14 protein-coding genes are annotated in these 17,487 nt (G+C 55.5%); 4 read left to right on the forward strand and 10 right to left on the reverse strand.

Annotated features, from left to right (window positions below):
• Positions 1–135: 135 nt before the first annotated feature.
• The 8 genes from AC1Q6I_RS19315 to AC1Q6I_RS19350 form a co-directional block, all read right to left on the reverse strand.
• On the reverse strand, positions 136–1,326 hold the full coding sequence (locus tag AC1Q6I_RS19315) for an STY4528 family pathogenicity island replication protein (protein ID WP_102624059.1): 1,191 nt from the start codon (positions 1,324–1,326) through the stop codon (positions 136–138).
• Positions 1,323–1,871 (reverse strand): DUF2857 domain-containing protein, encoded by a 549-nt coding sequence (locus AC1Q6I_RS19320; protein ID WP_102624058.1) that lies wholly within the window; start codon positions 1,869–1,871, stop codon positions 1,323–1,325. The genes AC1Q6I_RS19315 and AC1Q6I_RS19320 overlap by 4 nt, the downstream gene beginning before the upstream one ends.
• Complete coding sequence (locus AC1Q6I_RS19325; protein ID WP_102624057.1) at positions 1,868–3,454, reverse strand: ParB family protein; 1,587 nt, start codon at positions 3,452–3,454, stop codon at positions 1,868–1,870. Before AC1Q6I_RS19325 ends, AC1Q6I_RS19320 begins: the two co-directional genes overlap by 4 nt.
• A gap of 14 nt (positions 3,455–3,468) precedes the next feature.
• On the reverse strand, positions 3,469–3,678 hold the full coding sequence (locus AC1Q6I_RS19330) for a hypothetical protein (RefSeq protein WP_102624056.1): 210 nt from the start codon (positions 3,676–3,678) through the stop codon (positions 3,469–3,471).
• Positions 3,679–3,760: 82 nt separating this feature from the next.
• Positions 3,761–4,603, reverse strand: a complete 843-nt coding sequence (locus tag AC1Q6I_RS19335) for a ParA family protein (RefSeq protein ID WP_102624055.1) — start codon at positions 4,601–4,603, stop codon at positions 3,761–3,763.
• Positions 4,604–4,607: 4 nt separating this feature from the next.
• On the reverse strand, positions 4,608–4,838 hold the full coding sequence (locus AC1Q6I_RS19340; protein WP_102624054.1) for an AlpA family transcriptional regulator: 231 nt from the start codon (positions 4,836–4,838) through the stop codon (positions 4,608–4,610).
• A 112-nt stretch (positions 4,839–4,950) separates the two neighbouring features.
• Entirely contained in the window at positions 4,951–5,700 is a 750-nt protein-coding gene (locus tag AC1Q6I_RS19345; protein WP_102624080.1) for a hypothetical protein, read from the reverse strand.
• 649 nt (positions 5,701–6,349) lie between these two features.
• A complete protein-coding gene (locus AC1Q6I_RS19350; RefSeq protein ID WP_102624053.1) occupies positions 6,350–6,913 on the reverse strand; it encodes a TetR/AcrR family transcriptional regulator in 564 nt (187 codons plus the stop codon).
• 1,184 nt (positions 6,914–8,097) lie between these two features.
• Here AC1Q6I_RS19350 and AC1Q6I_RS19355 point away from each other — a divergent pair.
• Complete coding sequence (locus AC1Q6I_RS19355) at positions 8,098–8,316, forward strand: hypothetical protein (protein WP_256581223.1); 219 nt, start codon at positions 8,098–8,100, stop codon at positions 8,314–8,316.
• Between the two features lie 325 nt (positions 8,317–8,641).
• Positions 8,642–9,895 carry a cytochrome P450 gene (locus AC1Q6I_RS19360; protein ID WP_102624052.1) on the forward strand — a complete coding sequence of 418 codons (1,254 nt, stop codon included), beginning with the start codon at positions 8,642–8,644 and terminating at the stop codon, positions 9,893–9,895.
• A 257-nt stretch (positions 9,896–10,152) separates the two neighbouring features.
• Here the strand turns inward: AC1Q6I_RS19360 and AC1Q6I_RS19365 are convergent, their stop codons facing one another.
• Entirely contained in the window at positions 10,153–11,316 is a 1,164-nt protein-coding gene (locus tag AC1Q6I_RS19365) for an acyl-CoA dehydrogenase family protein (RefSeq protein ID WP_256581221.1), read from the reverse strand.
• Positions 11,317–11,452: 136 nt separating this feature from the next.
• On the opposite strand from AC1Q6I_RS19365, the gene AC1Q6I_RS19370 reads away from it, so the two are divergent.
• Complete coding sequence (locus tag AC1Q6I_RS19370) at positions 11,453–12,901, forward strand: aldehyde dehydrogenase family protein (protein ID WP_102624051.1); 1,449 nt, start codon at positions 11,453–11,455, stop codon at positions 12,899–12,901.
• A 71-nt stretch (positions 12,902–12,972) separates the two neighbouring features.
• Positions 12,973–14,520, forward strand: a complete 1,548-nt coding sequence (locus tag AC1Q6I_RS19375) for an acyl-CoA synthetase (protein ID WP_173903812.1) — start codon at positions 12,973–12,975, stop codon at positions 14,518–14,520.
• A gap of 185 nt (positions 14,521–14,705) precedes the next feature.
• On the opposite strand, the gene AC1Q6I_RS19380 is transcribed toward AC1Q6I_RS19375, so the two are convergent.
• Positions 14,706–17,378 carry a winged helix-turn-helix domain-containing protein gene (locus AC1Q6I_RS19380; RefSeq protein WP_102624050.1) on the reverse strand — a complete coding sequence of 891 codons (2,673 nt, stop codon included), beginning with the start codon at positions 17,376–17,378 and terminating at the stop codon, positions 14,706–14,708.
• Between the last annotated feature and the right edge of the window lie 109 nt (positions 17,379–17,487).

The following is a 17,487-nucleotide window of genomic DNA, read 5'->3' on the forward strand; positions in this document are numbered from 1 at the left end:
CGCATCGGCTTGGACGGGAACGTTGCGACAGATGAGGGTCAAGGACAGCCAAAAAGCTGAATGCGGTCTGTTCGGTTTGGTTTAATAGGGTTAATTTTGTAGACGTCAGTAGATTTGATGCCAGTGGCATCAAATCTACTGACGTCCACCGCGTTTGCCGCTCAGTTGGCGCAGCTCATTCAGGCACGCTTGAGCAAGGGCAGAAGCGGGTTCGCCCTGTTGTCGAGATGGTCGCGAGGGGGCGGGTGGGGGCGGTTCTGCAATGGGTGACGGTTCGGCCTGACCTGCCCAAGGACGAAATTCGCCGTTCAGCGCACGTTGGATCAGTCCCATCAGATAGGCTGCTGGCTTGCGGATACCGCCGGCCGTACAGCGTGCTCCCACTTCGTTGAGCACCGCCTGACGATCCGCGGGTTTGAGCTTGTTCAGCGCCACGGCGATGGCCTGACGCTCGCTTGGGCTCAGGTGCAGCGGAGTGGGCCAGTGCAGGTTATCCACCGCTGGGGTCGCGCGCGGTACTGTACAAATACTTTCTTTTAATACAGTACAGGCGGCGTTCGGATTCCGAACGGTGCCGGAAACATTGGTGTTCAAGCACGGTTCGGAATCCGAACGAGGGCCTGCACGATTCCGAACAAGGGCATCGTCCTTCAGTTCGGAATCGTGCAGAGTGGCATCGGTTGCCTGATCCAATCCTTGCTGCGTCCAATGATCCCCCCAACTGTCTAGCCGCGTCGGTAACCGATTCCGATCGATATTCGTGTCCTGGCGGATTTCTTCCACAATGTGCTGCGCGACAATACGCACCGCCTTGGTCGCATGACCGAGGGCATGTCCGACCAGCGCCAGGTAATCCTGATCCAGTTCCATGGCTTCGGCGGGGGTTAACGGCTCATCGTGCAGAACGTACAGAGAACCTTGAAGGCGTCCGCTGAGCTGATCGCGTCCGCGACTCACCAAGCTGAGCCAGCGAGTGAGCCTGAGCATCGTCAACACCCGAGCGATGGTTTCACGGGAGGCTGACGCGCCGTAGGGCACGCTTGACAGGTAAGGCTGCAAATCCTCATAGCGCGGAGTGACCACGCCCTGGCCTTGCAGCATGAGTCGAAACACCTGCCAGGCATTGCGTTCCAACGGCGTCAACCGACTATCCAACAGCAGCCGACGCGGCACGACTTCGTGTGATTGGCCACTGAACAGAAAGCCCGCCTGTAGAGCCTGGTTGGAGGGATGTTCAGTGGTGGGGCGTGCAGGCCAGCGTTCACTCAACTGCTGGGTGCATTGCTGCAGGACACGCTGCCAGCGACTGGACGGGGCAGTGTTCATGTGTTGTTGCTGTACTGGTCAATCTGCTGCCAAACAATGGTCAAGCTGATCTGCTGTTCTTCGGCCAGCATCATCATGGCGTCGAGCTGAGCCCCGGTACTGTCTTGAGCGCGCAGCTGGCACCATCGCTGCCAGAGCGCATGTTCCTGCGCTTCGCTCAAATGCTGAGGGCGGCCCTTACGCGTTTCTATCTTGAGCAGACGTCGACGCAGGGCGGTTTCCGAATGCGCCAAGCCAAAGCACTGGTACATGATGGTGCTGCTGGCGCCGAGCTTGAGCGCTCGATTGATCAAGCGCTCGTTCTGCTCGTCACGTTCGGCTTGCTCAATCAACCGATGCAGCACCGGCGAGTCGATCTTGATATCGACCCAGGGTACGGTGGCATGGGCCAGTCGCGACAGGGTGGTGGGCGGTAAGGATTGCAACAAGTAGATGTCGTCTTCACCCAGGCCGAGTGCCTTGCAGCGCTGCAGGTTACCCTGGCGTAGTTCATGCAGCACCTGGGTCAGCATGGCCTGGTTGAGCACATTGAAGGACAGATTCATAGCCGCTCCTTCGGTGAGTTGTCTTCCTGGTTAAGCGTTAAGTCGATCAGACGCCGGGCCAAACGAATTAGCCGATACAGCTTGATGAGCAGACCGTCGGGCAGCCGTTCCAGTCCCACATCCACAGCGGGACGATCTGGCAGCGGGAGTTGATAGACCCCCAACAACAGCTGGCCGAACAGGGCTGAGGGCAATTGTTTGCGATCCTCCCAGTTGACGTCGTCTTGAGCGCGCAACAGGGCTAGGAGCAGTAGGTGAACGCTGGTTGCGCGAGGCGTGGCAAGATCAACTCGTTCGATGTTGAGGGCGAAGCCCAAGCCAAGCGGCTGACCGATGATGCTCTCGGGGTCTCCGGCATAAGAGGCCATTTCCCGCGCCAGTGTGGCAATGGCGGATCGCAGTTGTTCGGGGCTATCCAGTGCTGGTGCGATGGTCCAGATGTCGTCGATCGCATAGGTGTCGACCGAAGATGCTGCGTCGGTGGCGGTCTCGCGATCGATCTGTTCACGAATCTGTTGAACGCGTGATGGAGGACTGACCGCTGATGCGACATTCATTTCGGGCGGTGTGAGCAGTTCCCCTCGCGCTGTGTCGGTCTGGGTTCTCGGCTCGGTTGATTGGGGACTGGATGCGGAGGAGGGCGATCCGGCCGCAGCTTCATCAACGCTCGGCAGATGGCTGTTCTCCGAGGGAGTGGTGACGACAACGCCAGGCGTCGAGATGACCCGTTGGGTATCGCTCAGCTCCAGGGCCAACATACGGTAGGACTGTCCAAGTAGCCGGCTCATGCGTTCGAGCAGTTCATCCTGGATGTGCTCAAGATCGAAGGACTCGAGATCGGTATCAAAGTAGCCCAGGGTCTCGAGCCAAAAATCAGCGAACGCAACGGGGGCGGTTGGATAACGGTTCCAGGTTCGTTCAGCCTGGCTACGTAGACCGATCAGGCGTTCGATCTGGGGCTTACCCAATCCGGCATACAGGGTTTGTGGAATCGCGGGCAGTAGGTGTTCAAGGGTGTCGAGCATTCGGCTGATGTGCGATTGCGAAATCGGATAGCCTCCAGCGGCAAGACGTCGTGCCAGCTCACGTTGTGAGAGCACAGCTCCCTCTGGTTCGAGCATGGTTTTGAGTTTGGCCACCGCCAGAGCCCTTTCGATGAATGTGAGTTGGCCGTGCAGATCGCTTTCGGCCAGATGGCCTAGTAGGGCGTTGATTTCATTGCTCCAAGGTCGGAACAGGCAATGAATGCGAAAGAAGCGCTCGTCGCGGGTTTCCTGCCACAGCTCGCCGAGAATTGCCAAACGCGTATTACCGCCGTTGCGGATGATGAAATAGGTTTCACCCGGGCGGCGGGTAATCGGTGGCGGTTGATCCAGCCCGCGTTCACGGATCGAAGCCTTGATATCGTCGTATAGCGGATTACGGATGAAGCGCGGGTTATGTTCGTAGGGCCGCAACTGCTCCAGCGTGACCAACATTGGCGTGTCAGTAAGTGGATCGGACAGCCGCTCCAGTTCTGGCCCTCGAGGGAAATGGTCCTGGTGCAGCTTGTCGGTGATCTCTTGCTGACTGAGCTTCTTCATCGGAACAACCTCAGTTAACGCCGGTTACGCAAATGATCACCGATCTCGAACTTGACGATCTCGGCAGTCCCCGAGCCTTCGAAATGTTGGGAGAGTTCTGCGAGGAACCACCCCATGGCCGAGCGCCCACCCTGCAGACGAAAGACCACGGTGCAGTACTCCTCGCAAGGTGGGTGATTTGGTCGAATCGAAGGCTGGACGAGGATGGGAAGCTGATCCAACATCAAAAGACTCCTTGCCAAACACGGTTGGCATCAAGGTCGATAAAAAATGACTGGGTGAGAAGTGCCGGCTTGGCGATTCGTCTCATTGAACCTCCGTGCACCTGCTCACCGTAGAGATCGCTTCGCGCCACTCCGGAAACAGTTCGATGGCCAGCGCTTGCATGGTTTCAAGCGCTGATGGCGAGCGTCGTTCACGTGACCGGCGCGTTTCGATTCGGTGGACGGGTAGGCCGAGGGAGGCGGCATTGAGGTACGCCACTCGGTCTGGAACTACAGTGTCTAGAACCGAGATATTGGTAGCCCCAGCGAAAGTCTCGCGCAGCCCTCGGATGATCATCCGGGTGTCCACCCGAATGGCATTCACCTGATTAAGTAGCAGTCGCAAAGGGGGCGGTGTAATGCCCAAGTGACGGAATGGTTCGAGCTCACTGAGCAGCCTCAAAGTGCCGCGGTGCAGCTCGCGGGCGGCGAGCATTTCCGGCGTGATGGGCGAGAGGGCGAGATCGGAGGCCAGGATGGCCATCTCCAGCAGCACGCTACGTGCGCCTTGAGTGTCGATCAAAAGCAGGTCATAACTGGGGCGGAAATTGTCGAGCAAATTGCGCAGCCGTAATCGCCCGTCAGGGGCGTGCAGCAGCAAGGTACTCAGTCGACCTTGATCATCGTTGGAGAGGATCAGGTCGAGACCGACAACCGTAGTTGTGGAAATTATCTGCGCAGGGTCTGTCAGGCTGAGCGCAATAAGCTCGTACACGCCAGCGACAGCCTCATGGCTCAACGTGTAATAGCTGGAGAGGGTGGGTTGGCTATCCAGATCCAGTAGCAGGACACGCAGGCCAGCATTCGCGATAAGACCGCCGAGGTTGGCGGTAACTGTGGTCTTGCCTACCCCACCTTTGGTGGAAACCACCGAAACCACGCGCATGGCATCAGCCCTGCTGCGCCAAGCGCTCAACGACCCACCGTTCGATCTCCACTGAGTCCCAGCCTACGGCACGCAATCCAATGCGTTTGGCTTGAGGGAATTTGCCTTCCTTCATCAAGTTGTAGATGTGCGCACGCTTGAAGCCGGTTTTACGCTCCACCTCGTCACGCCGCATGATGTGACGTTCGACCGGTGGTAGAGGTGCTTCAACGATGGGGGAGGGTTGGCTGGACATGCTGGTCACTCCTGGCGCCGATTGGCGCGTGGTGGGAAATGACCTGAATTGAATAGCAGAAATGGGGGAACGTCATTGCACTGCAATCGAGGCGATTGCAGTGCAATACGACTCAGCGGCTCGAGAGGCTGCGTTTGGCGGCAGCGAATTTCTCATCCAAGGTGCGCTTGGAAAGGCCAGACAGTTTTTTATGGTGAGCAGTCAGTGCGTCGACAATGGCGGCTTGGGATCGGAAAACAGAATGAGGTTTACCTGAGGGGGAGTGATCTAGAAACAAACTGACCATTGCACCGATGATGTGGAGGTACGCGGCTTCACTCCGGTCGCTGACCTTACTATTTGTCTTGAGCAGATGATGGATGTTTTCCTTTTCCAGCCCGACAGCTTCAAGTTCATTCAGCAATTGTTGATAGGCTGTTTCTACACTCTTTACCTGTAGCTGTAAGGCGTCGCGGTCGGCTTGTAAGGCCAGATAGGTACCGATGCTAATAGCGCCATGCTGCTCCAATGATTGTTCGAAAAGAAAAGCTGGTCTTTGTTCAGGGTGGAAGCGTGACATCCAAAGTTTGAAGTCAGTATGGCGGATGGTTACCTGAAGGCAATCGACGTGAGTCCCAATGGCGACCGGTATACCTAGGCAGCCGTAGGGTAGTTCTCCATGTTGGATGGCATCGAAAATTTTCTCGGTGTTGGCATGCAGGCATGGCCATTGTGGAAAGGCAGTCCCGAGCAGGGTGAGAGAGCGCCAGGCCACCTCAAGAATCTGCGTTTCGTAAGCCATTAGATTGCACCAACGTATTGCCGCGTCGACTGGGCGATAAAAAACCTTGGCATACGGATTGCAGCTTTGAGTTGCGTACATGCGAAGGAAACCTCCCTTGTTTCTACTATGCATGGTCTCCTGAAAAATTAAGTCACTTTGTATTTTGGAGCATCCATGCTGCTACATGTGCAAAGATTTGTTTAGGCTAAACTTTTATGGGTCGTTGTACGGGTGTACGGACTTCGTAGTATATTCTGCGAGACGTTAGTGCTTCGTAGGGTTGGTAGTGTGAGGGTTTTTACCGTGAGGATGACTAATGCTACGCCAGAATTTGAAGTGTCTGGTGCCCGCTCGTCAGTTTTTTACAGCAAGTTCAGGTTGTAAATGTATGGATAATGGCGATCTAAGCAGTTTTGATAGAGGTAGACAAAAAATCGTCCAATACGACGATGTTTTTTGCATTTTTAGTTGCCGGTAGGCTCTGAGTGAAGCGACGTAATTACCTATTAGTCCTATTATTATTTCAAGGTTTTTTGGTGCTCAGAACAGCTATTGAGGTGGTAGATTTCTCCATGGGCGTATGCGTCAGTCCATCGTCCGCTCGATATGCTATTTTGGCCGATTATTGCTGCTCACTGAGGTGATGCTGACGAGTATTATCTTGGTTTGGTTTTAACGGGCATGTTTTTGAATGTAGAGAAGATGTATCGAAAAATTATAGTTGTTTGCATGAGCGTGTATTAGTATTTTATATTTTTAACATGTTCGATGCGATCGATAGAAGGCTTTCAAAAACTTGTTTTTGACTGTGTGCCTCGTGAAGGCAATAGGTTCCGCAGATACCAATGAGTAGCGATTTTAACGCAGTGCTAGTCATGTTGAAGTCGTCGATTTTAAATGTGCCGGCGAGAGCGCCTTTTTTTAGGATGCTGATCAATTCATTTTCATAGCTGCTCGTAAGTAGATCAATTTGTGCTCTGTTTTGTTTATCCATGCTGCGTATATCCAGGCTAAGAATAAGGCTCTCCTTCTTGTGAGCGTAATGGTGGTTGACATAGACTTCGATGAATGCGGTTAGTAGTTTTTTGGGGTCGCGTAATTTTTTCTTTTTTTCGCTCCATGCTGTAATCAAGTCTTCCATGTACTCTATCAATAACTCTAGTAGTATCTCGTTTTTGTTCTTGTAGTGCCCGTAAACTGAACCCGCTTGAATGTTAGTTGCTCTGGCCAGGTGACGGAGAGAAACGGAGTCGAAGCCGTGCTTGGCAATCAAATTTATGGCATTGCGCTTCAATTCTTCAATTTTAGACATGGTGCTTCTTCTTGCTGGCTGGGACGTTAAATGACGGAAGTTTTAAATTTATGAAAAAGTTCGTTATAGAGGTGGCCACTTCATGATGCGACAGGCGATTGAGCGCTTGTTGAGTTTGCGAGCGGTTGGCCTTCTCAGGCCCACTTGTATGAGGTGATGACTGAGGGGACCTAGCTACTGACGAAGGTCTACCTTCTAACCTAAGATTAAATGGGTTGATGCTTTTAAAATTCGTCGAAAGCGACGATCTCGGTAATGAGTCCGTCGCTAAATCGGCAAGCCATCAAGTCTCTTTTTCCCACCGAGGTTTGCGATGACCGCGACCGAAACTTCGCTCAGGGCAAAGTGAAGGCTAGCATGCACCAGATTGAGCAAAGCTGATTCGCTGCCGCCGTGTCCACAAGGCAGTGCGCCAGGCCGGACCCCGCATCGACACTGATGTGCAATTTCATCCCCAAATAATACTGATTTCCTTAATGAGATGATCAGCCCGGTTCGAGAGACCTGGTGAGTCTAGACTTACCGGGCTTTTCTCTTTGCCGAAGGGGAGATCACTTGTAAACACTGTGACGCTTTTGGGTATCGACATCGGCAAGAACACCTTCCACTCGCATAGCCAGGACGCCAGAGGAAGTCAGCTCTTGCGCAAGCACTCGCCAAATTGCAAAACTCCCATGGAGTCCTGTAGCGGTTCGCACCGGCTGGCTAGGCAGATTGAGGGCTTAGGCCACCGAGTGCAATTAATCGCGGCGCAGCATGTGAAGGCCTACGTCACCGGCAACAAGAATGACTTTTTCAATGGAGAGGCCATCTGCGAAGCAGCGTCGCGACCTAAACCCGCTCGGTTCCGATAGAAACACTTGAGCAGCAGATCCTGCTACCGAGCACGTAAGTCTTGGGTGAATAATTGCATGGGAATTGCCAATCAGGTTAACGGTTTTCTGCTGGAGTTCGGCGTCATTTTCCCCGTTGGATATGCCACTCTAGAGTAGATACCCTCCTTAACGAAAAACCACGAACTGCCGCTTCGACTGCGCATTGCGGTTGAGCGAATGCTGCTCGATATTCAACGTCTGACTCGAGACATCAAAGCGACCGATGTCGAGATCAAACAGCAATTGACTTAGGACGCAGCTGGCATGCGCTCGTTGAGAATCCCCGGCATCCGCCCTCTCACGGCTAGCATGCTGGTGGCCGACGTCGGCGAGGCTTCAACTTACAAAGGCTCACTCGACTTTGCCACCTCACTCGGGTGGGTACGTCGACAGTATTCAACTGGGGTAAGGCGAGTTGCTCTGCATCAGCAAGCGCGGCTACAAGTATCTGCGCTGCCTATTGGTGAAAGGTTCTCACGCATGATGATCCGAATCGAAACGCGAAACGATACCTCGGAGTCTGGGTAAGAAAGCTTTTAGCTACAACCCCCCCGAACAAGGTAGCGTACTCGAGCAACACGTGACGCAGGCCCGCCATTTATTCGCCACGTTGCGAGCACTACACCCTTGCCATGCGCCATGCCCTAGTCGCTGTCCGTACGATATGTGCCATCATGCTGTAGCAATGTTGGCTGCCATTTGAGAAGCCTTTGAGCCGCGTAGAACGGTTGGCGCAAAATGACCCCTTCATGGCACAAAATGACCTAACAGACGATCTTCTCAACACTTATCTTAGGCGTACTGCACAAGCTGCAAGCAGTCCGTTTCTTAGAATAGAATAAGGAAGATTATCATGATGAGCTCTTTTACCAATCTTGAAACTTTAGCCAATCCGACGTCGTTCTTTAAGCAGCTACGCCACGAGCGCCCGGTTTATTTTGACACCACTCTCAATGCATATGTTATTACGATGTACAAAGACGTGCATTCTGTCCTCAATCAGCCGAATCTTTTTTCAAGCGCGCTGGCTCTCTTTCATGCTTATAAATTCGAAAAAACCGTGAATGAAATCCTGGTGGAAAAAGCCCACGGTCCCTTTGCACCCATCTTGCCGATGACTGATCCGCCTGAGCATACACGTGTCAGGAAAGCCCTTAATTTGGCATTTTCCAAGCCCAGGGTCATGAAGTTTCAGGAATACATCGAAGATGTCATTGAAGAGATTTTCGATAATGTCCTGGATGCGGGAAAAATGGAAGTGATGAAAGAACTGGCAGTGCCTTTGCCTGTTTCTATTATCGCCCATCTTTTAGACGTGCCTCGCGAACGCAGCGCCGACATTAAACGTTGGACGCAGGCATACACTTCCTGTGCCGGTAATCGAATCAGCTCGGAAGAAGAGGCTGTGCAAATCGGAAATGATCTGGCCGAGATGCAGAACTTTATTATTCAACACATAGCAAGCCGACGTGGTAAAGAACAAGATTATGATGACGTGCTGAATGACATCGTTAATAGTAATGGCGGTGAGCTTTCCGATGAGGAGATACTGGCCATCTCTGCGGGCTTTCTTGTCGCCGGGCATGAAACCGGAAGTTTGGTTATTGTCTCGCTGTTCAAGACATTGGCTGAAAACCCGACGTTCATTGACTACCTGCGCAATGTCGAAGCGGAAGAAAAGGACAAGGCTTACCAAACATTCATTGAAGAAGCCTTGCGCATGAATGCACCGGTCAGGATGCTTCCCCGTGTCACCACTGCAGATGCAGACGTGTCGGGAGTGACTATACCTGCTGGCTCGTTGACTTTTGTAGTCATGTCATCCGGCAATATGGATGAAACCTTGTTTGGTGATAAGTCAGAAGAGTTTGTTCCTGATAGGGCAAATGCTTTCCGTCATTTGTCTTTTGGTTCCGGCCCTCATGTCTGTATCGGTAATCAGTTGGCAAGGGTGGAGTTGAAATGCTTGTTGAAAGCCATTGTCGAGAAAATGGACGATATCAAGCTCGATTCCGAGATTACGCTAAAGGATTATGTTCCGGTGATATTGGATATTAATGTCCATTTGAACAAGCTGGACATTACCTTCAAGAAAGCGCAGGCCTAGGGCGTCTATTTATTGAGCCTGGTCGTCGCGGGCTCAAACAAAACCAGAAACTAGGGCTTTCCCTGGTTTCTGGTTTTTATGTGCGTGCACCTTTTGACGCGCTATTATCCACGCCGTGCAGGTGAAAACTGTGTTTGCCGAGATTGAAACCGACCGATGCTGACGCGCTCATCAAGATAGCCCTCAAAAAAACACCCTGCGAAAGCCTAGCTCTCGCAGGGTGTTCGGGTGACGCTCTCAGGCGATCGGTCCGCCAGTTATAGTCCGCGACCGATGATTTCCTTGAGAATTTCGTTGGAGCCGGCGTAGATCGGTTCGATGCGGGCATCGACATACATGCGGGCTATCGGGTACTCCAGCATATAGCCGTGTCCGCCGAACAGTTGCAGGCAGCGGCTGACGATTTCGCATTGTCGCTCGCTGATCCACCATTTGCTCATCGAGGCGATGTCGCTGGTGATGGTGCCGTCCAGGTAGCGTTCGACGGCGAAGTCGGAAAATACCCGGGCGATGGTGGCCACAGTCTTGACCTCGGCCAGCTCGAAGCGGGCATGCTGCAGATCGATCAGGCGCTTGTCGAACATGGTGCGGTCGTGAGCGTAGTCGCGGGTGACGCGGAATGCATGCTCCATGACGGCGGCGCAGTTGACACCGGTCAGGGTGCGCTCATAGGTGAGGTCCTGCATCATCTGGTAGAAGCCTCGTCCTTCCACTCCGCCTAACAGGGCGCTTTCCGGCACCTCGCAATTGTCGAAGAACAGTTCACAGGTGTCGGAACCGTGCAGACCGATTTTCTTCAGGCGTTTGCCTACGCGAAAGCCGGGGTTGCTCGTTTCGAAGATGAACAGCGAGACGCCTTTGGCCTTTTCCTTGGGGTCGGTTTTCGCTGCCAGTACCAGGATGTCGGCGGTTGAGCCATTGGTGATGAAGGTCTTGGCACCGTTGATAATGTAGTGATCGCCCGCCTTCACTGCGCGGGTGCGCATATTCTGTAGGTCGGTACCGCCACTGGGTTCGGTCATTCCCATGCCGGCGATATATTCGCCACTGGCCAGTTTCGGCAGGTAGTGCAGCTTCTGCGCTTCAGTGCCGTAGCGTTCGATGTAGTGCGCGGCGATCAGATGGATCTGCTGCCCGCAGCGCCAACTGGTGTCACCCGACAGGCAAAGCTCCTGGGACAGTACCGCTTCATGAGCGAAGGTGCCGTCGGAACCGCCATATTCGCTGGATATGTCCGGAAGCAGTATGCCGGCTTTCCCGGCCTTGAGCCACGCCTCACGATCAGTCGCGCCTTGCTCATACCAGTGCTCCTGGTTGGGCGTTATCTCTTGCGCAACGAAGCGTCGGGCGAGGTCTTGAAGTGCCACCAGCTCTTCATTCATCCAGCGCGGTTGGTAATTCTCGATCATAGACATACCCATGGTTGTTCCGTCGTTACTGACTGATGGGTGAATGCTAGAGATGGCGGAGGCGTTCAGTGTCGTCGTTTACGACGATTTCCAGCGAGCATGATTGCCCGATGATGCAAGCTGCCTAAGACTTGTAGAGAGATGAGCCATGTCTGTTGTACCAGCATCGATATGCCCACCGGAGTCTCTTACGCCGCAGCTTGCAGCGGATATCCGCAGGGTGTTCGAGGAGCAGGGCAAGACCGCCTTGCGTTTGCGCACGTCAACGGTCGACGGGCGAATTGCCAAGTTGAAACGGCTGCGTGCCGTGTTGCTGGCGCACCATGAAGCTATCGTTGAAGCGGCGGCTAGGGATTTCAAACGGCCGGCTGTAGAGGTCGATTTCACTGAAATGATGCCGGTGATCATGGATATCGCCGATTACTGTCGGCGATTGAAGAAGTGGCTCAAACCTCGCCGGGTAGGCTCCAGCATGATGATGCTTGGCACCCAAGCCTGGATTCGTTATGAGCCGCGCGGTCGCTGTTTGATAATCGCTCCTTGGAATTACCCGGTGACCTTGTCCCTAGGGCCACTGATTCCCGCCATCGCCTGTGGCAATACGGCAATTATCAAGACCTCGGAAATAGCGCCCAATCTCTCGGCAGTACTGGTCCGGATCATCCGCGAGGTTTTCGATGAGTCGGAGGTCGCCGTGTTCGAGGGAGATGCCAGCGTGGCCGAGGCCCTGCTGGATCTGCCGTTCGACCACTGCTTCTTCACAGGTTCCCCGTCCATCGGCAAAATCGTCATGGGAGCGGCGGCGAAACATCTCACCAGCGTTACCCTGGAGTTGGGTGGGAAGTCGCCGGTCATAGTGGATCAGACGGCGGATATCGAGCTTGCGGCAAAGACCATCGCCTGGGGCAAGTTCATCAACAGTGGGCAGACCTGCATCGCGCCTGACCATATATATGTTCATCGTTCGGTCAAGGATCGCTTCGTCCAGAGCTTATGCGGCAACCTGGATGCCTGGTATGGAGAGGGCAATGCGGCGAAGAACGCTGAACTGTCGCGCGTCATCAACGTACGCCACACTCAGCGAATCGCAGGCCTTATAGATGATGCGAAAGCGCGCGGTGCGTGCGTACTCTACGGCGGCGAGGTGGACGTTGAGGCGCATTTCGTGTCGCCGACGCTGATCGGCAACATTCCAGATGATGCTCGCATCATGCACGAGGAAATTTTTGGTCCGTTGCTACCGATCATCTCATTCGATGGGCTGGACGAAGTGGTCGAGCGCATCAACGCGGCACCCAAGCCGCTGGCGCTCTACATCTGGACGCGAGACCAGGCGGCTGCCGATTCGCTCATCGCTCGTACCAGCTCGGGGGGTACCTGCGTCAATCACATCGCCGCTCATTTCCTGCATCACAACCTGCCGTTCGGTGGCGTCAACAACTCTGGTATCGGCAGCTACCATGGGGAGTGGGGCATCCGGGCCTTCTCCCACGAACGCGCGATCGTCAAGACCCAGATATTGCTGGCCCGCATGTTCTTCCCACCCTACAAACCTCGAGTGCGGAAGATTCTTGGCTGGATGCTGAAGCATTTTTGACCAAAACAACAACCAGAACTGCGTGCACTAGCACGAATGAGCTTAATGCTAACTATCATGAGGCCGCTGAAATGAGCGACAAACAACCCCTGCTATATCCCGGTGTGCATGCTGGGCGTTCTCCTGAAAAGCCTGCGGTGATCATGGCCGAAACTGGCGCCACGCTGACCTACAAAGCTCTGGATACCTATGCCAACCAGCTCGGTCGTCTCTATCAATGGCTCGGCCTGAAGCCTGGAGATCACGTTGCTTACTGCCTTGAAAATCGTCTGGAATGCCCAGCCGTACAGTGGGGGGCCCATTACGCGGGCCTTTATTATACTTTTATTAGCACACGCCTGACCGACGCCGAGGCAGCTTATATAGTCGCTGATTGCGAAGCCCAGGTGTTGGTGGTCAGCGCCAAAACGGCAGATCGGATCATCGATGCCGTGCGTGCTCTGCCGAAGCCACCGAAGATCTACAGCCTGGATCCGGTGGCAGGGTTGAAACTGCTCGATGATGCTGTCTCCGCATTCGACGACACCCCTATTCGCGGTGCAGTGGAAGGTAGCGAAATGCTCTATTCCTCGGGTACCACGGGACGACCAAAGGGTGTCAAGCCGACGTTGAGCGGCTTGCCGCTGGGCAGCACGGCGGTGATCGCCGGTCTCATGCAGCGCGGCTTCGGCGTGGGCGAGGACTCCGTATATTTCTCCCCGTCGCCTTACTACCATGCCGCGCCCATGAAGTGGGGGCAGGGCATGACCATCCTTGGCGGCACCCTGATCATGGCATCGAAGTTCGATGCGGAGTATGCCCTGAAGGCCATCGAGCTTTATGGGGTCACCCACAGTCAGTGGGTGCCGACCATGTTCCACCGTCTGCTGGCGTTGCCGCAGGAGGTGCGCGAATGCTACGACCTGTCGAGCCAGAAGGTAGCGGTGCATGCCGGAGCGCCGTGCCCGGTGCCGACCAAGCACGAGATGATCCGCTGGTGGGGGCCGATCCTCGCCGAGTTCTATTCCTGCACCGAAACCATCGGCTCGACCATGGTCGACAGCAAGACCTGGTTGGAACGACCGGGCACCGTGGGGCGAGCGATCCTCGGCGAGCTGCATATTGTCAGCGAGGACGGCAGGGAGTTGCCGGCCAGCGAGGATGGTCTGGTGTACTTCGCCAATGGGCCACGGTTCAGTTACCACAAGGATGAAGACAAGACTCGGGAAGCCTACAATGAGCAGGGCTGGGTGACAGTCGGTGATATCGGCCATATCGATGCGGACGGCTTCCTGTATCTGACCGATCGCAAGAACAACATGATTATTTCTGGAGGGGTCAACGTCTATCCGCAGGAAACCGAGAACGTGCTGGTCACCCATCCCAAGGTGTTCGACGTGGCGGTTATCGGCACGCCGCACAGTGACCTCGGCGAGGAAGTACGGGCCGTGGTGCAGCTGGAACCAGGGGTGGAGCCCAATCCTTCTCTGGCCGACGAACTGATCGCATTCTGCCGGAATCAGCTGTCGCCAATCAAGTGCCCGCGAGTGATCGATTTTGCTGACAGTCTGCCCCGCGAGCCCAATGGAAAGTTGCTCAAACGCTTGCTGCGCGATGAGTACCGCGCACGTATGTCGTGATCGTCGGGTAGTGGTTGTCCCGGTACTTTCGTACCGTTCAGTGCCGGGATATAGCCGATATGCTCTGGGCGGGGGGAGAATGCCGACACCCGGTCCGGGAGTGGTGGCGCGGCTACACTGTCTGCGTCGCCGCGCGGAGCTTGTGAGGCCACCAGTCTACCAGCCTGCCGGCACCCGGCTAGGCATCAGGAGTGCAGCAGCCCCATATTGCGCGCGATTGCAATTGCCTGAGTGCGGCTGTTGGCGTGCAGCTTGAGGTTGATGTTGCGCAGATGGGTGCGAACTGTCGAGTCGGATACGAACAGTTTCTCTGCCATCGCCGCGTTGGACAGTCCCTGCTCCAGCAGGCCGAGAACCCTCAATTCCTTTTGCGTCAGCGGATCTACCAAAGTGCCGGCGGCTGCCGGTGTCTGGGCTGAGGTGCTGCTACGCAGCCAGCGGCCGATGTTCGTTTCCTGCTCGGGGTCACTGTCCTGTTCACTGTGCAGCTCCCGGAGCATGGCCTGTACAGTCGCGCCTTCTTCCAAGAATGTGCGGACGAAACCTTCTGATTGCGCAAACGTGAGCGCACGTTCGAGGGTGCGCAGCGCCATTTTTGACTGGCCATCGCAGTGCAAGGCTTCGGCCAGTAGAATCCGTAGCTTCAGCGCCCGGCGGCCACGCAGCAGGCGTTCGGCCTCTGCCAGTTCACTGCGCAGTGGCGCGATGGCCTTGTTGGCCGAGCCCGTGCGAATCATCCAGCGCAGTCGGGCGATGGTCGGGGTCAGCGTGTCGTTGGCAATGAACCAAAAACTCACGGCTTCAGACCAAGGGAGGGACTGTTCGGCCAATGCCAACTGTTCGAGCGCGCCAGCATGATCACCGTGGGCGAGGGTCAGCATGGACCGCTCTAGGCGCGCGCTGGCCGAGACTCGCGGCTGACCAAGCCGGTGTCCGACCGTTTCGAGCTCGGAGAGAAGCTGGAGCGCGCGATCACGATCACCCTTATCGTCGGCGATACGGGACAACAGCGTATGGGCGGTGATCAGGGCGTCGGAGAGACCAAGATCCTGAACCAGCGGTGTGTAGATCAGCAGCAGTCGTTGCGCTTCATCGCACTCGTTATTTTCATACAAGGTTTCGGCCAGTTGGATCGCGGCCAGGGCGTTGCCATTGCGGTCGCGCTGGCGTGACGCCTTGAGCATCGTGGTGGCCAACCTCAGGCGGGCTGTCGCTTGCTTGAGGCGGCCGGCCATCATGTCGAGCAGGGCTTCTGCCGACTCTGCGAGTACGAAGCCGAAGGCGCCTTCCGAGTCGCTCTGCGCCCTGCGCGCCTCATCAACGAAATGGTGGGCCTCCTGGTGCCGCCCCAGAATAATGCTGGTTTGTGTCAGTGCTTGGTTGAGCATGGCCCAAGCGAAAGGATGGTCGATGGAAACCTGCGTGAGCGCCTGCGTGCCTACCTCGTGCGCCTGTTCTATGCGGTCCATCATGACCAGCAGCATCGGCCGCAGGGCGAGAAGGTAAGCGGCGGATTCGGACGTCAGGATAGCGCTGTCGATGTCCGATACCAGCATCAGGGCTTTCTTGGGGCCCCAAGTGAAGGCCGTGCACCAAGCATGGATCAGCCTCAGTTGAGGGTGCAACACCAACTCCACCTTGGGGAGCTGGCCAATGCATTCGGCAAGCAGGCGCAGGCGCCCCTGGCTTAACAGCGTATCGACATTCTCATATAGCAGGCGCAGGGCGACTTTCGTATCACCGGACAGCAGGGCATGACGGATGGCCGGAATCTCTCGACCTTCCTCAAGGTAAGCATTGCAGGCAGCCAGATGCAGGGTCGTCAGCTCCTCGCTGTACCGACGCTGCAGTTGGTGGCGAAGAAAGTCGAGGAACAGGCTGTGATAGCGATACAGGTCACGTTGTTCATCGATGGGGACGAGGAACAACTGATGGCGTTCCAGTTCGTGCAGTATTTCGAGGCTGTCGCTACGAGCGCAGACGGCGTTGCACAGTGACGGACTGAGTTCATCCAGTACGCTGCTGCGTAGGAGGAAATGTCGTAGAGGCTCAGGCAGTGCGGCGAGCACATCCTCAGCCAGGTAGGCGGCGATTGCCGTATTGGAGCCGGAGAAGGAGGCCAGGAACTTGTCGGTATCACCATGGTTTTCAAGGGCCAGGGAGGCGAGCCAGAGGGCGGTGACCCAACCTTCCGTGCTTGCATGCAGTTGTTCTACCTGAAGGTCGCTCAGGCTCACGCCTCGGCGTTGAGTGAGGAAATCCCGGGTTTCGTCGGCGCTGAAGCGCAACACTCCGGCATCGATTTCGGTCAAGTTCCCGCGAACGCGCAGCCGGCCAAGCCCGATATCAGGCAGCGTGCGGCTGCCGATCACCAGGTAGGCCTTGCTCGGGATTGACTCGATTCCTCGGGCAATAAGGCCAAGAACAACGGGGTTGCGGATAGCTTCGAAGTCGTCGAAGAAGATCGCCACCGGAGCTCTGTTTTCGGCGATCTGCTCCAATATCCAAGAAACCAGGTCGGCGTTCCGCATTTGCGACAGATCAATCAGCGTAGTGCTGCTCTGCAGCTTAGAGAGCGCTGTCGACAACCCTCCGAGGAAACGTGAGACGTCATTGTCGCCGTCATCGAGGGTCAGCCATACGGTGGTCACACCCTGATGGCGATAGCGGACCAGCAATTGTGTCATGAGCGTGGTCTTGCCAAAGCCTGCCGGAGCATGGACCAGAATGACGCGACTGGTGTCGGCTTTGCCGGCGCGTTCAAGGATGGCTTGACGAGGTACTTCAAAATGCGAGGTAGCGGGGGCAGTCACCTTGGTTCGTGAGATGTATGGCGAGGAGCGCTGAGTCGGATGCATCACGAGTCCTTTGCTAGGCAGCCATGCGGCGGCCCGCGTGTTCTTATTAACATTATCTAAACTTAGGGGTTAGCGGTTTTCTGTGCAAGGGCTTTCATTTTGCAGTTGG

Source organism: Pseudomonas sp. MPR-R2A5, assembly GCF_058793055.1.